Here is a 14,855-nt window from a genome sequence, read left to right as displayed (position 1 = left end):
TCATCGCGTGGGCCACCGGGAGTGACCGTCGACGTGTTCGTCCGGGCTGGATCGCGCCTGCCTCGTCATTGATTCGACAATTGCGTCGGCATGCTGCCCGCCGTGTCGGAATCGATCCTCGGCACACTTCCCGCATTCTGTCGACATTTCCCGTGGGGGCAGTCGCCCAGTTGTCAGACCGGGCTTGGTCGACACCCTTCGCCGAGGTGGTGGGTGGGGGCCACCCGATCGGTGGACGCGACCCGCCGGTGTGGCCGAAATTGATGCCGAGCGGTCGATAACCGGCGCGGCGGCGTATCGCGAGAACTCCTTGCCTCCCTACGGTGACCTCCGGCACGCGGACGGAGGGAGTCGGGAGCCACCCGAGGGCGCCGTCCGCGCGGACAGGGAGAGTTGACTCGATGCGAGTTTGGAGTCGCGCCGTCGCGGTGCTCGCCGCGGGCGCGGTCGTGGTGGCGGGAGTGCCGGCGCTCGCCGCCGCCGTCACCGTCACCGACGCGGGCGCCGCCGGGCAGACCGGCGCCCAGGCGATGGGTGGCCGGGCCGCGCTCGGCGCCGCCCGTACGGTCGCCACCAGGGCACAGGTCACGCCGGGGGACACCCGGCTGATGCCGACCACGCCCCGCGCCGACACGCCGCGGATCAACAACGGTGAGATCACCGACATCGAGGTGATCGGCAACCGGGTCTTCATCGCCGGCACCTTCACCTCGATCACCAACGTCGGCGGCACGGCGATCGCGCAGAAGTCGCTCGCGTCGTACAACCTCGACACCGGCAAGGTGGACACCGGCTTCAAGCCGACCATCGACGGCGCGGTGGCGGCCGTCGAGGCGTCGCCGGACGGGGCGTCGCTCTACATCGCGGGCTCGTTCAACACGATCAACGGGGTCACCAAGCGCAAGGTCGCCCGGCTCAACCCGACCACCGGCGCGCCGGTCGCCGCGTTCACCGCGACCGCGAACGCGCGGGCCACCGCGCTGGCGGTGAGCCCCACCGCGGTCTACGTCGGCGGCCAGTTCGCCACCGTGAACGGGGTCGCCCGCAGCGGCCTCGCCGCCGTCAACCCCACCACCGGCGCGGTCGACACCGCGTTCAACCTGCCGCTCACCGGCGGGATCGGTGTCGGCGGCATGCTCACCGTGCAGCAACTCAAGCTCACCCACGACCGCAGCAAGCTTCTCGTCGTGCACACCGGCCGGCAGATCGCCGGCCAGGACCGCTACGGGGTGGCGCTGATCGCCACGGCAAGCAAGTCGTTGCTGCCGTGGCGGACCCGACTGTGGGAGGACAACCTCTCCTTCGTCGGCGGCATCCAGCGCGTCTTCGCCGGCGACATCGCGCCGGACGACTCGTACTTCGTCGTCACAAGCGGCTCCGGCGGCGACCGCCCGCCGATCAACGACACCGCCATCGCGTACTCGCTGACCGGAAACGACCACGTCGAGCCGCTCTGGGTCTCCCGGCACTTCGACAGCATCTACTCGGTCGCGATCACCGACACCGCCGTCTACGTCGGCGGCCACTTCAGCTGGCAGGAGTCGCCCACCTCGAACGTGCCCTGGCCCGGCCTGGACAACGTCGGCTACGGCACCGGCCAGGGCCTGAGCGGCTACGGCCTCGGCGACCAGGTGGTCCGCCGCGACCACCTCGGCGCGCTGGACCCGGTCACCGGCACCGCGCTGGAGTGGAACCCCGGCTCCAACTCGTACGAGGGGGAGAAGGCGATGCTCGCCACGTCGCGTGGCCTGCTCGTCGGCGGCGACGGCAACGTCAAGGGCGGCAAGACGACCGGCCGGGTGGCCTTCTTCGACCTGTCCGCCGAGCCCGCGCCGTCGCCGCTGGACACCACGATCACCACCCCGATCGAGGGCGCGGTGAAGCAGGCCGGCGAGTCGTTCGACCTCGGCGGGCAGGCGCTCGCCCCGGCCGGCGTGTCGAAGGTCCAGGTCGAGATCATGGACCGCACCAGCGGTAAGTACCTCCAGGCCGACATGACCACCTGGGGCGCGTTCAAGGGCATCAACGCCACGGTCGCCGCGCCGAACGCCACGTCCACCACGTGGACGCTGCCGGTGTCGCTGCCCGCCGGCACCTACCAGATCCAGGCCAAGACGTTCGCCCGCGACGGGACCGGCGACACCACGAAGGCGATCAAGAAGATCGAGGCGTTCCGCTTCGACGATCTCCCGCCGTCGACCCGGATCAGCGCGCCGGCCGCCGGACTGCTCGCCACGAAGAGCTTCGTGGCCAGCGGCACCGCCACCGACGACCAGGGCGTCAGCTCGATGATCTATTCGTTCCGCACCCCGGACAACCGCTACCTCCAGGACGACGGCAGCGTCGCGGCGGTCTACAACACGTTCCGCGGCGAGCCGGACGTGATCGGCGCGAAGTCCGCCACCTGGCAGTACGAGGTGACGTTGCCGATCGAGGGGCAGTGGCGGATGACCGCCACGGCCGTCGACACGGTCGGGCAGAGCGACCTGCGCGGCGACACCCGGGACTGGACCGTCTCGGCCACCGGCGTCCCGCCGACGGTGGCGATCACCGCGCCGGTGGCGATGACGCCGCCGACCTCCGCCGCGCCGCTGACCGTGGCGCCCGGGGCGACTGTCACGTTCGCCGGCACCGCCGCCGACGAGGACGCGCTGAAGTCGGTCGAGATCTACCTGCGCAACAACACCACACGTGAGGCGCTCGCCGCCGACGGCACCTGGGGCGCCGACTCGGTCGCCGCGTACCACCGGATCTCACCGACCAACCTGAACGCCCCGACGTTCGACTGGTCCTTCACCACCGTGCCGCTGACCCCCGGGGTGTACGACTTCCGGGTACGCGCGACCGACAATCTCGGCCTGACCACGTCCAACTCCAACCTGGGCCGGCTCACCGTCACCGCGCAGACGCCAGGCGACGCCTTCCCGAACGGGCGGCTCAACTTCACCGGCACCGACCAGAACATCGACCAGCTACACCTCGACCTGAGCGGCACGGCCACCGACGACAAGGGCGTCCGGGCGGTCCGGGTGGCGCTGCGCGACCTGGACACCGGCCGGTACGTGCAGCCCAACGGCACGATGGCCGCCGCGTTCGCCACGGTCGACGCGACACTCGTCGACCCGGACGCGACGAGCACCGCGTTCACGCTCTCGATCGACCTGCCCACGAAGGGCACCTACAGCGTCGAGGCGTGGGCCGTGGACACGGTCGGCCAACAGGACGGGAACACCTCCGGCGCCACCGCGAAGTACCTGGTCTACCCCGGCGACCTCGACCCGAGGCTGGAGCCGAGCATCACGCCGGTTGAGGGCGAGGTCTACTCCGGTGGCCGGATCGTGGTGACCGGCCGGGCCGTCGACGACGTCGGCATGCAGAAGGTGGAGCTCCAGATCACCAACAGCGCCGGGCAGGGGATGAACGCGGCCGGCACGTTCGGCCGGGCGGGCACGTGGATCGCGGCGTTCCTCACCAGCCCGGGTTCCCCGGGGTCGAACTTTGCCTACACGTCTCCGGTCGTCCCGGCCGGCACGTACACGGTGACGATCCGCGGGCTTGACAACTACGGGCAGTACCAGCAGCCGCCCCGTACCGTCTCGGTGACCGTCACCGACTGAGCCGTCGTCGCTCCGTGGGCCGGTCCGGCGTCGAATCTCTCGGTGCCGGGCCGGCCCGCGGCCGTCAGGGGCGGACGGCAATCCCGTGAGCACGGTCATCCGGATGGCAAGGCGCAGGGCGCAAGGTGCGGGAAAGCGGCAGAAACAGATTGATGCCGGCACATCTTGACTCGTGTTCTGCCGGCAGCGCACGGTAAGGAGAGCGGCCGGTAGCGCAGGAGGCGGTCATGCGGTTGAATCCGTTCGCGGGAGCGTATCTCACCGATCCGGCCGGCGTCTGGGCCCGGCTGCTGGACCGCGACGGCGGGGTGCACCACGACGAGGAACTCGGGTTGTGGCTCGTCACCCGGCATGCCGACGTGCGGCGGGCGCTTGCCGACGCTCAGTCGTTCGGCAACGCGCTCACCCTCGCCCCGGTGTACGACATCTGCCCGGAGGCGCTGGCCCTGGTCGCCCAGATCGACGCGCCACCCACCACCGCCGCCGCCGACCCGCCCGTGCATCCACGGACCCGGCGGGCGCTGCGGGTGACGTTCGCCAACACCCCGGAACGGGTCGAGCAGCGCTACGGCCGGATCGTCCGTCGCCGGGTGGACGAGCTGGTGGCACGCCTGGTCGCCCGGGCCGGGGCCGAGGTCGACCTCGTGCCGGAGTTCACCGCCGAGCTGCCGCTGCTGGTCCTGCTGGACATCCTCGGCGTGCCGGCGCGCGACGTGCCGCGGATCCGGGCCTGGGCCGACGGCCAGATCGCCCTGGTCTGGGGGAGCCCGGACCCGGCCGAGCAGGTCCGGCTGGCCGGCGGGCTGTTGGAGTTCTGGCGCTACTGCCAGGACCTCGTCCGGCGTCGGCTGGACGGCGGCGGTGACGACTACGTGACCGAGCTGCTGGCGTACCGGGGCGGCGACGACGAGGTCCTGACCACCGCCGAGGCCGCCAGCATCGTGTTCAACCTGCTTGTCGCCGGCCACGAGACCACCGCCGGGCTGCTCGCCCACGCGGTGGACCGGGCGCTGTCCGAGCCGGGCCGGTGGCGGTCGCTCGCGAACCGGCCGGAGCGGGTGCCGGCGTTCCTCACCGAGACGCTGCGGTACGCGCCCGCGATCGACGGCTGGCTGCGGGTGACCAACCGGCCGGTCACGCTCGGCGGCGTCGCCATTCCCGCCGGGGCACGCTGCCTGCTGCTGATCGGCGCGGCCAACCGGGATCCGGCGGTGTTCGGCCACCCGCACCGGTTCGATCCGGACCGGACGGACGCGCACGACCATCTCTCCTTCGGGCACGGGCCGCACTTCTGCATCGGCGCGGCGCTGGCCCGGCTGGAGGCGGGCACCGCGCTCACCCGTCTCGCCGCGGCCCTGCCGGATCTGCGCCCGGCGCCCGGGCACCACCGGGTCTTCCGGCCCAATCTGGCGTTCCGCGCGCACCGCGCGCTGCCGGTGACTGTCGACGCGGCGGCGCCGGCGGGTCGGCGACCGGCCGCCCGACCGGCGGCGTGACCGCGTCCCGATGCGGGTGTCGACCGACCGGCGGGAGCGGACACGCAGGGCGTTCACGTCTTCACACCCACGTGCCGGTGGGTTAAGAATGACCCCCTGCGACTGTCCAGTCACCACCCACCCTCGATCTGCTGCCGATGCCGGCCCGGCGTCGCGAAGGTGAGCACATGGATCGCACGCCCGCTCCCTCCGCCGCCAGCCACCAGTTCCGTGCCGAGCTGCGCCGCTGGCGGACCCGGCGCGGCCTGACCCAGCGGGCGCTCGCCGAGCGGGTGCGGTTCAGCCGGGAGACGGTCGCCGCGGTCGAGTCCGGCCGGCGGTTCGGCAGCCAGGAGTTCGCCGTCCGCTGCGACGAGGTGCTCGCCACCGGCGGCCGGCTGGCGGAGCTGTGGCCGCTTGTGGCGGCGGCACAGTTGGCGGCGGACGGGCGGCGCGGGCCCCGGTCCGGCGAGCCGGAACCGGTCGGACTTCCGGCCGTACGACGCGATCCGCACGATCCGCAGGCGGTGGTCGCGGCGATCGACGAGCTGCGGGAGCTGATCGGCCAGGTGCTCGCCCAGCCCGAACCCGAGGGCCCGCCGCCGTCGGCGGTCGGCCGGGGCTGACCGGCCCGGCGCCCAACGCCTCGGGGTGCCGTCGGTGTCGTCAACTCTGGGTACAGATGCTGGTACGGCCTGTTTGTACCACGGCCGGGTCTGGTCTCGACGCATGGCTTCCGGCGCAATGAGACGTGCAATCCGCAAATGCAGATAGAACTTTGCCGATCAGTGCGGGGAGTCAGCAGTGGCGTCGAGCACGAGGTCCCACGCGGCCCGAGCGTACCCGACCCGCCGCCGCCGGTGGCGCATCGGCGGCCGGATGCGCCTCATCGTGGCCGCCCCGCTCGTCGCCGTGATGGGCTTCGCCGGCCTGGCGCTCACCGAGAGCGCCAGGCAGACCGCCCGCGCCAGCGCTCTCGGCCAACTCGCCCAGCTCGGCGCCGAGGCGGGCGGCCTGGCCCACCGCCTCCAGCACGAGCGGATCGTCGCCGCCGACCTGCTGACCCGGGGCGCTCCGGAGCAACAGGACGCGTTCGCCGCCGCCACCGCCGCCACCGACACCGCGGTCGCCGGATACCGCCGACAGCGCGCCCGGGTGCCCGCGGGGGCCGCCGCCGAACGGGCCGTCCTGCCGCGCATCGACGCGGCGCTGGCCGGCCTCGCCCCGCTGCGCGCGCAGGTACGCACCGCCGAGCGCGCCTCGGTCTCGGCGATGACCTTCAGCTACCGGATCGTCATCGCCGACCTGCTCGCCCTGCGGGAAAGCGCCACCCTCGGCGTGGTCAACCCGCGGATCGCGGACGGCATCCGGGCCTCCGCCGCGCTGTCCAAGGTGTCCGAGACGGTCGGCCAGCAACAGGTGGCAGTGCTGCGCGCGGTCACCGCCGGCCAGGTCACGCCCGCGTTGCAGCAGGACATCACCGCCGCCCGGACCGGCTTCACCGAGGCGTCGCTCGCCTTCCTGTCCCTCGCCCGGCCCGCCTGGCAGGGCTGGTGGGAGCAGGCCGGCAGCGGCGAGAGCGCCCTGCGGCTGCAACGAATCCTCGACCAGGTGGCCCGGACGGCCGCCGGTGGCCGCCTCGAACTGGACCTGGACACCTGGCTCACCGCCACCCAGCAGTGGGCGGTACGCCTGGCCGAGCTGCGCCTGCGGGTCGACGGCGCGGTGCTCGACGACATCCGCGCCGCCCACGCCGACCAACGCCGGCGCACCGTCGTGGAGGCGGCGGCGGCCGTGCTGGCCCTGCTGCTGACCGCGCTCGTCACCTGGGCGGTGGCCCGCCAGATCACCCGCCGGCTGCGGCGACTGCGGGACGCGGCGAACGCGGTCGCGTACGAGCGGCTGCCCCAGGTGGTGGCCCGGTTGCAGGAGCGGGACAGCGCCTCGGTGGACCCGGACGAGCTGGCCCGCAGGCAGGCCGTCGACACGCTCGAGGTCTCCGGCGACGACGAGATCGGCGAGGTCGGGCAGGCGTTCGACGCGGTGCACCGGGCCGCTGTGCGGACCGCGGCGGAGCAGGCCGTGATGCGGGCCAACACCCAGGAGATCTTCATCCACCTGAGCCGGCGGGAGCAGCGGCTGGTCGACGCCGTACTGGCCCAGGTGGACCTGGTCGAGCGGGACGAGACCGATCCGGACCGGCTGCACCGGCTCTACGCGCTCGACAACCTCGCCACCCGGATGGGCCGGATCAACGCCAGCCTGCTCGTGCTCGGCGGGGTGGGCGTCGGGCGGGTCCGCCACCACGACGTGCCGCTGCCGCAGGTGCTCCAGGCCGCGCAGAGCCAGATCGAGCACTACGCCCGCATCCGCCTCGGCCTGGTGGACGGCGACGTGGCGGTGGCCGCCGAGTCGGTCGACGAGGTGGTGCACCTGCTCGCCGAGCTGATGGAGAACGCCACCGGCTACTCGCCGCCGGCGACCGAGGCGTGGGTGACCGGCCGCAGCCTCGGCGACCGGGTGATCGTGCAGATCAGCGACGAGGGCGTCGGGCTGCCCCCGCACCGGCGGCAACAGCTCAACGACCTGCTCGCCCAGCCGCCCGCCATCGACGTGGCCACCGTCCGGGCGATGGGCCTGGTCGTGGTGGGGCAGCTCGCCACGCGGCTGGGCGCCGCCGTCCAGCTCCGGTCCGGGCCGCGTCGCGGCACCATCGCCGAGGTGGCGCTCCCGGCCGGGTTGATCCGGTCGTTGCCCCCCGAGGAGTTCCTGCTCACCCCCGAACGGCCATCCCGCCGGGCGGCCCGCAGCACGGTCGCCTCCCCGGCCGGGCGGGCCCCCGTCGTGTCCGCCGGCCCACGGCCCGCCCCGCAGCCGTGGGCCGGCGGACCGGCCGCCGACCGGCCGCTCCCGGTCGCCCCGGTCTTCCAGCCGGTGACGGCCGCCGCCGGCGACGCGCCCACCGAGGAGCTGGTCATCTTCCACCAGGTCAACCACTGGTTCCAGGCGGACCGGCCGGACGGCGACGGCACGTCCTGGGCCGGCCCCGCCGACGACGCCTGGCACACGGCGGCCCGCGCCGACGAGCCCCGGGCCGTCGGCACCACCACGTCCGGGCTGCCCCGGCGGCAGCCGCAGGAGCACCTGGTGCCGGGCGGCGTCCCGGCGCCCCGGCCGGCCAACGAGCACCGCGACCCGGCCCGGGTGGCCACCGCGATGGCCGCGTACGCCCGCGGTGTCGCCGGCCGCCGGCCCAACCTGATCACCCACTGACCCGACAAGGGAGCGCACGTGACCGATCACCAGGATCTCGGCTGGCTGCTGGACGCCTTCGCCGAGCGCGCCACCGAGGTCACCCACGCGATCGCCATCTCCAGCGACGGGCTGATGGTGGCCGCCACCCGTGGCCTCCCGCCCGACCGGGCCGACCAGCTCGCGGCGACCGGCAGCGGGTTGGTCAGCCTGCTGCGCGGCGCGGCTGCGTTCTTCGACGCCGGCGCGGTGATCTCCAACGTGACCCAGTTGGAGGGCGGCTTCATGTTCTCCATGGCCTTCAACGACGGCGCCTCACTGCTCGTGCTGGCCGACCCGCGGTGCGACGTCGGCAAGGTCTCCTACGAGATGACCGAGCTGGCGAACCGCATCGGTGACGCGCTCACCCCCGCGGCCCGGGCGGCCCTGAGCCGCAGCCGCTGACCGCCGGCGACCCGCCGGATCCGCACCCCTGAACACAGGAGAGACACCATGTCCCTGACCCTGCCCCGGCGCAGCCGTGCCCGCACCGCGGCGCTGCTCGCCCTCGTCCTGCTCGCGGCGTCCGCCTGCGCCGACGACGGGCCGGCCGCCGGCTCCGGCGGCCCCGTCAAGATCGGCCTGCTCGCGTCGCTCTCCGGCACCTACCAGTCGGTCGGCAAGGACATCCGCGACGGCTTCCAGCTCTACCTGTCCGGCCACGACGGCAAGCTCGGCGGCCGGAAGGTCGAGCTTGTCGTCGCGGACGAGGGCAACGGCGCGGCGACCGCCGTGCCCGCCGCCACCAAGCTGCTCAAACAGGACCGGGTGGTGGCGCTGACCGGCATCGTCGGCGGCGGCTCGGTGGCCGCGGTCTATCCGCTGCTCAACGAGACGAAGGTGCCGTTCGTCGGTTCCAACGGACGGCCGGAGATCAAGGACGTGTCCCGGGTGTGGCACACCTCCTACCTCTCCGACGAGCCCGGCCAGGCGATCGCGGGGCACGTGCGCGAGGACGTCACGGGCAGCGTCTACGCCATCGGCCCGGACTACCAGGGCGGCTGGGACGAGCTGCGCGGCTTCACCGAGGCGTTCGCCGCCGCCGGCGGCAAGCTCGCCAACCCCGACGGCAAGACCACGTTCACGCCGTTCCCGGCGACCACCAACTTCACCCCGTACTTCGCCCGGATCAAGGCGTCCGGCGCGGACGCGGTCTACACGTTCTACGCCGGCAGCGCGGCGATCGACTTCGTCAAGCAGTACGCCCAGTCGGAGATCAAGGACGTGCCGCTCTACGCCGCCGGCTTCCTGACCGAGGGCGGGGTGCTCGACGCGCAGGGCGACGCCGCGCGGGACATCTACTCGGTGTTGAACTACTCGCCCGACCTCGACAACGCGGAGAACCGGGCGTTCGTGGCCGCCTGGAAGGCCGAGCACGACGGCTCCCCGACGACCTACGCGATGGCCTCCTACGACGCGGCGGCGGTGTTGGACCGGGCGGTCGCGGCGGCCGGCGACGACGCCACCCCGGAGAAGATCAACGCCGCCATCGGGCAGCTCGGGCAGATCGCCAGCCCGCGCGGCACCTGGCAGTTCTCGCCGACCACCCACGCGCCGGTGCAGAAGTGGTATCTGCGCCAGGTCCGCCAGGACGGGCGGGCGCTGTCGAACACGGTGGTCGGCGACCTGGCCACCGTGGGGGGCTGACCGGCGTGCCGATCGACCCGTACGTCGTCCCGGCCCTGGACGGGGTCGCCTACGGGCTGCTGGTGTTCGTCGCCGCGGCCGGGCTGGTGCTCTGCTTCGGTGTGGCCGGCATCCTCAACCTCGCCCACGGCACGCTCTTCGCGATCGGCGGCTACACCGCCGCCGCGCTGCTGGACGGCGGTTGGCCCAGCCTGGCGCTGGCGCTGGCGGTCGGCGTGGCCGCCGCCACCGCCGCCGGCGCGCTCGTCGCGGTGCTGCTCACCCGGGTCGCGACGGCCGGGCACCTCACCCAGGCGCTGCTCACCTTCGGCGTCGCGCTGGCCGGCGGCAGCCTGCTCGTGGCCGCGTTCGGCCCGGACGACCCGCCGGTACGGGTACCGGCGGCGCTCGACGGGTCGGTGGCGCTCGCGGGTCACCGCTACGCGGCGTACCGGCTGGTCTTCATCGTGGTGGCCGGGTTGCTCGCCAGCCTGCTGCACCTGGCGGTGCGCCGCACCCGGGCCGGCATGCTGGTGCGCGCGGCGGTCGACGACGCCGAGATGGTCGCCACGCTCGGGGTGAGCCCGGCGGTGGTCCGGGTCGGCGTGCTGGCCGCGGCCGGCGCGCTGGCCGGGGCCGCCGGCGTGCTCGGCGCGCCGATCATCCGCCCGGGGCCCGGCACCGCCGACGCGGTGCTGCTCCTCTCCCTGGTCGTGGTGGTTCTCGGCGGCCTCGGCTCGATGACCGGCACGCTGCTTGCGGCGCTTGCGGTCGGCCAGATCCAGACGCTCGGCGTGGCGCTCGTCCCGTCGGCCGCCCCGTTCCTGCTCTTCGCCGCCATGGCGGTCGTCCTCGCGGTCCGGGCCCGCGGTCTGGTCGCCGCGCGGAGGGCGACATGAGGGAGTGGGCGCTGCGGCTTGTCGCCGGCGGGGAGCGGGCGGTGCGGGCGCTGCGGCTGGTCGTCACCGCGGCGGTGCTTGCCGGGCTGGTCGCCGCTCCCTGGGCGGTGGACGACTACACCGTGGCGCTGCTGGCCCGCACGCTGGCGTTGGGCCTGGTCGCGGTGAGCGTCGCGCTGCTTACCGGCGTCGCCGGGCTGCCCACGCTCGGGCAGACCGCGCCGTACGCGGCCGGCGCGTACGCCGGCGTGGTGGCCGGCGGCCAGTTCTCCGACGTCGGGCCGGCGCACCTGCTCGTCGCGGCGGCGGCGGGCGCGGCGCTGGCCGTGGTCGCGTTGCCGCTCGTGCTCCCGGCCCGGGGGGTGGTGCTCCTGATGATCACGCTGGCGATCGGTGAGCTGGCGGTGGTCCTCGCCGGGCGGTGGACCTCGGTGACCGGCGGCACCGACGGGCTGGCCGGCATCGCCCCGACGCGCCCGTGGTGGGGGCTGCCGGTGCTGGCCACCGACCGGGCCCGCTACCTCTACACGCTCGTGGCAGTCGCGGCGCTCGCCGGCCTGGTGCTGCTGGTGCTGCGGACCCGGGTCGGGTTGCTGCTGCGCGCCGGCCGCGACGACGAGGCGCGGCTGCGGGCCAGCGGGCACCGCGTGCCGGCGCACGTGGCGGGCGTCCACGTCGCCGCCGGCGCGATCGCCGGGGCGGCCGGCTCCCTGCTGGTCACCGCCCAGCAGTACGTCTCGCCTGCCGACTTCGGCTTCGACACCTCCGCGCTGCTGCTGCTCGGCGTGGTCGTCGGCGGCACCAGCTCGGTCGGCGGCGCGCTCGTCGGCGCGGTGCTCGTCGTCGCCGCCCGGGACTGGCTGTTCGGCGCGCTGCCCGGCCAGGGGCCGCTGGTGCTCGGGCTGGCCTTCGTCGTGGCCGCGCACCTGTTGCCCACCGCCCGGTCCGCCCGGCCGGCGGCCCGGCGCGGCCGGCCGGCCACCCCGCAGGCGCACCCCGCCGAGGCGCGTCGGCAGCCCGCCACGACCGGGGTACGCGCATGACGCCCCTGCTCACCGCCGAGGCGGTCACCGTGCGCTACGGGTCGCTCGTCGCGCTGGACGCGGTCGACCTGCGGATCCCGCCCGGCCAGCGACACGCGCTCATCGGGCCGAACGGCGCGGGCAAGACCACGCTGCTCGACGTGGTGGCCGGCGCCACCAGGCCGACCGCCGGTCGGATCCGGCTGGGCGGGCGGGACGTCACAAAGCTCGGCCCGGCCGCCCGAGCCCGGCGCGGCGTCGGCCGGATCCACCAGCGTCCCGCCGTCTGGGGTTCGCTTACCGCCCGGGAGAACGTGCTTGTCGCCGCGCTGCCCCGGGCCGAGCGGCCCGGACGGTGGCACCCGACGGCCCGGCGGCGGGCGGCCGGGCGCACCGCGGACGCGCTGCTGGACCGGGTGGGCCTCGGCGACCTCGCCGCGACGCCCGCCGGCCAGCTCGCCCACGGGCAGCGTCGGCAACTGGAGATCGCCGTGGCGCTCGCCGGCCGACCGCGGCTGCTGCTGCTCGACGAGCCGGCCGCCGGGCTGTCCACGGTGGAGGCCGGACGGTTGGTGGAGTTCCTGCGCGGGCTGCCCCGCGCGGTCGCGGTCCTGCTTGTCGAGCACCGGCTGGACCTGGTCTACGCGCTCTGCGACACGGTCACCGTGCTGCGTGACGGCCGGACGCTCGCCACCGGGTCGCCCGCCGAGATCCGCGCGTCCGGCCCGGTGCTTCAGGCGTACGCGGAGGGGGTGACGTAATGCTGCGCATCGAAGCGCTCCGCGCCGGCTACGCCGGTGGCACGGTGCTGCACGAGGTGGATCTCGACGTGCGGCCCGGCGCCGTGCAGGCGGTGGTGGGCCGCAACGGCGCCGGCAAGAGCACGCTCGTGCACTGCGTGGCTGGCCTGGTCCGGCCGCAGGCCGGGCGGATCGAGATCGGCGGCGTGCCGGTCGCCGGCCGGCAGCCGCACCGGATCGCCCGCGCCGGGGTCGGGCTGGTGCCGCAGGGCCGGCGCGTCTTCTCCCGGCTGACGGTGGCCGAGCACCTCGTCCTGGCCGCCGCGCCGTGGCGGGCGGCCACCCCGGGCGGCGAGGGCTGGACCGTCGCCCGGGTGCTGGAGCTGCTGCCCCGGCTCTCCGCACGGCTGCGGCACCGCGGCGACCAGCTCTCCGGCGGCGAGCAGCAGATGCTGGCGATCGCCCGCGCCCTGCTCGGCCAGCCCCGCGTCCTGCTGCTCGACGAGCCGTGCGAGGGGCTCGCGCCCGACCTGGCCGTCCGGGTACGCGACCTGGTCGGCTCGCTGGCCCGGGCCGGCATGACCGTGCTCCTGGTCGAGCAGCAGATCCGGTACGCGATCGAGGTCGCCGACCGGATCGCCGTGCTGGAGTACGGCCGGGTGGTCTACGACCGTCCGGCCGACGACGCCCGGGCCGACCCCGGCGCGGTGGCGGCGCTCCTGAGCGTCGCCGCGGTCGCGGAGCCACCGGCTCCCCGGCCCCGGCCCGGGCTGGCGACAGCTCCGGGCGCGCGAACCGACCGACCGCGACAGGAATGAGGAGCGATGCCCACCGATGCCCCCCAGACCGACTACGCCTTCGACACCGGCGCCGCCGACGCGGTGCCCCAACTGCACGCGCTCGAATCGTTCCTGGACCCGATCACCACCGGCCGGATCGCCGGGCCGCTGCTCGCCCCGGGCGCCCGGTGCTGGGAGGTCGGCGCCGGCGGTGGCTCGGTCGCCCGGACGATGGCCGCCGCGGTCGGCCCGGCCGGCCGGGTGCTCGCCACCGACCTCGACCTGACGCACCTGCGTCCGGCGGGCAACCTCGACGTACGGCGGCACGACGTGCGCCACGAGCCGCCGCCCGGGGGCGACTTCGACCTGATCCACGCCCGGCTGGTGCTGCTGCACCTGCCGGAGCGGCGCCGGGTCCTGCGTACCCTGGCCGGCGCGCTGGCCCCGGGCGGGTGGCTGGTCGTGGAGGAGTTCGACTGCACCGCGCCACTGCGGGTGCTGACCGCGCCGAGCGACGACGCGGCGAAGCTCTTCGCCCAGGTGACGGACGCGATGCTCGGCATCCTCCAGAGCCACGGCGCGGACCTGGCCTGGGCGCAGGACGTGCACGCTGAGCTGACCGCGGCCGGCCTGGTCGAGGTGGACAGCGTCAGCCACGCGCGGAGCTGGCCGGGCGGCTCGCTCGGCATCTCGCTCTACGGCACGAACTCCCGGCAGCTCGAACCGGAGCTGCTCGACGCCGGGCTGTCACCAGGCCAGTTGGACGCCTTCCGCCGGCTGCTGCGCGATCCGGCGTTCGCGGCGATGTCGTACCAGTTCGTGTCGACCCGGGGCCGGCGGCCGGGCCCGCAACGGCGGTGACGACCCGGCGGGCCGGCGATCAGCGCAGCGGGCCGTCGCCCGGGCCGAACGGATCGTCGACGACGTGCACCGCGGCCTCCTCGGCGCTGGCCCCGCCGCCGTCGATGCCGACGTCCCAGGCCACCGAGTCGGCCTGCTCGTCCTCGCCGAAACCCTCGTCGTCGGCGACCAGGCGGCCCGTCCGCGCCTCCCGCTCGTAGCCCCGACGAGTCAGCTCGTCCTCGTCGTCGGCCGGCTCGGCGTACGGGTCGACGTCCGGCTCCTCCTGGGCGAGCAGGTGCGCGAGCGAGTCGCCGGCCCGCTCCTCGGCGGCCGTGGTGCCGAACCGGTTCGCCGCCGTCCAGTGGTCGGCGGCGGCGATCCCGGTGTCCAGGGGATCACCGACCCGGTCGTCGTCGAGGGTGTCCGAGGCGTCAAGCACGCCGTCGTCCTCGGCGACGTTCCATTCGTCACCGATCTGCTCGGCCTGGCTCATCGTGGACCCCTTCCCGGTCATGTCCCGCTCCGCCATCTCAGCGCAGAAATCCCGTCGGCGGAAGGGCCCC

The 14,855-nt window shown here is 74.6% G+C and carries 12 protein-coding genes; 11 read left to right on the top strand and 1 reads right to left on the bottom strand.

The window, feature by feature from the left end; all coding sequences use genetic code 11:
• Positions 1-401 precede the first annotated feature (401 nt).
• From SM450_RS18390 to SM450_RS18340, 11 genes are all read left to right on the top strand, one after another.
• Positions 402-3,617: a phage tail protein gene (locus SM450_RS18390; protein WP_474620966.1), complete on the top strand. Its 3,216-nt coding sequence runs from the start codon at positions 402-404 to the stop codon at positions 3,615-3,617.
• Between the two features lie 227 nt (positions 3,618-3,844).
• Complete coding sequence (locus SM450_RS18385; protein ID WP_474620965.1) at positions 3,845-5,113, top strand: cytochrome P450; 1,269 nt, start codon at positions 3,845-3,847, stop codon at positions 5,111-5,113.
• 167 nt (positions 5,114-5,280) lie between these two features.
• Positions 5,281-5,718: a helix-turn-helix transcriptional regulator gene (locus tag SM450_RS18380; RefSeq protein WP_474620964.1), complete on the top strand. Its 438-nt coding sequence runs from the start codon at positions 5,281-5,283 to the stop codon at positions 5,716-5,718.
• A 178-nt stretch (positions 5,719-5,896) separates the two neighbouring features.
• Positions 5,897-8,365 (top strand): sensor histidine kinase, encoded by a 2,469-nt coding sequence (locus SM450_RS18375; protein ID WP_474620963.1) that lies wholly within the window; start codon positions 5,897-5,899, stop codon positions 8,363-8,365.
• Between the two features lie 18 nt (positions 8,366-8,383).
• On the top strand, positions 8,384-8,788 hold the full coding sequence (locus tag SM450_RS18370; RefSeq protein WP_181567524.1) for a roadblock/LC7 domain-containing protein: 405 nt from the start codon (positions 8,384-8,386) through the stop codon (positions 8,786-8,788).
• Positions 8,789-8,836: 48 nt separating this feature from the next.
• Entirely contained in the window at positions 8,837-10,030 is a 1,194-nt protein-coding gene (locus tag SM450_RS18365; RefSeq protein ID WP_474620962.1) for an ABC transporter substrate-binding protein, read from the top strand.
• A 5-nt stretch (positions 10,031-10,035) separates the two neighbouring features.
• Positions 10,036-10,908, top strand: coding sequence for a branched-chain amino acid ABC transporter permease (locus SM450_RS18360; RefSeq protein ID WP_474620961.1), 873 nt, complete (start codon positions 10,036-10,038; stop codon positions 10,906-10,908).
• Entirely contained in the window at positions 10,905-11,951 is a 1,047-nt protein-coding gene (locus SM450_RS18355; protein ID WP_474620960.1) for a branched-chain amino acid ABC transporter permease, read from the top strand. Before SM450_RS18360 ends, SM450_RS18355 begins: the two co-directional genes overlap by 4 nt.
• Positions 11,948-12,691 (top strand): ABC transporter ATP-binding protein, encoded by a 744-nt coding sequence (locus SM450_RS18350; protein WP_474620959.1) that lies wholly within the window; start codon positions 11,948-11,950, stop codon positions 12,689-12,691. The genes SM450_RS18355 and SM450_RS18350 overlap by 4 nt, the downstream gene beginning before the upstream one ends.
• Positions 12,691-13,488 (top strand): ABC transporter ATP-binding protein, encoded by a 798-nt coding sequence (locus SM450_RS18345; RefSeq protein WP_474620958.1) that lies wholly within the window; start codon positions 12,691-12,693, stop codon positions 13,486-13,488. The genes SM450_RS18350 and SM450_RS18345 overlap by 1 nt, the downstream gene beginning before the upstream one ends.
• 6 nt (positions 13,489-13,494) lie before the next feature.
• A complete protein-coding gene (locus SM450_RS18340; protein ID WP_474620957.1) occupies positions 13,495-14,310 on the top strand; it encodes a class I SAM-dependent methyltransferase in 816 nt (271 codons plus the stop codon).
• A 19-nt stretch (positions 14,311-14,329) separates the two neighbouring features.
• On the opposite strand, the gene SM450_RS18335 is transcribed toward SM450_RS18340, so the two are convergent.
• A complete protein-coding gene (locus SM450_RS18335; protein ID WP_474620956.1) occupies positions 14,330-14,806 on the bottom strand; it encodes a DUF5709 domain-containing protein in 477 nt (158 codons plus the stop codon).
• Positions 14,807-14,855 lie beyond the last annotated feature (49 nt).

The organism is Micromonospora marincola, assembly GCF_056150385.1.
Note: the sequence above shows the minus strand (reverse complement) of the source record. Positions and strands in the feature narration are given on the sequence as shown.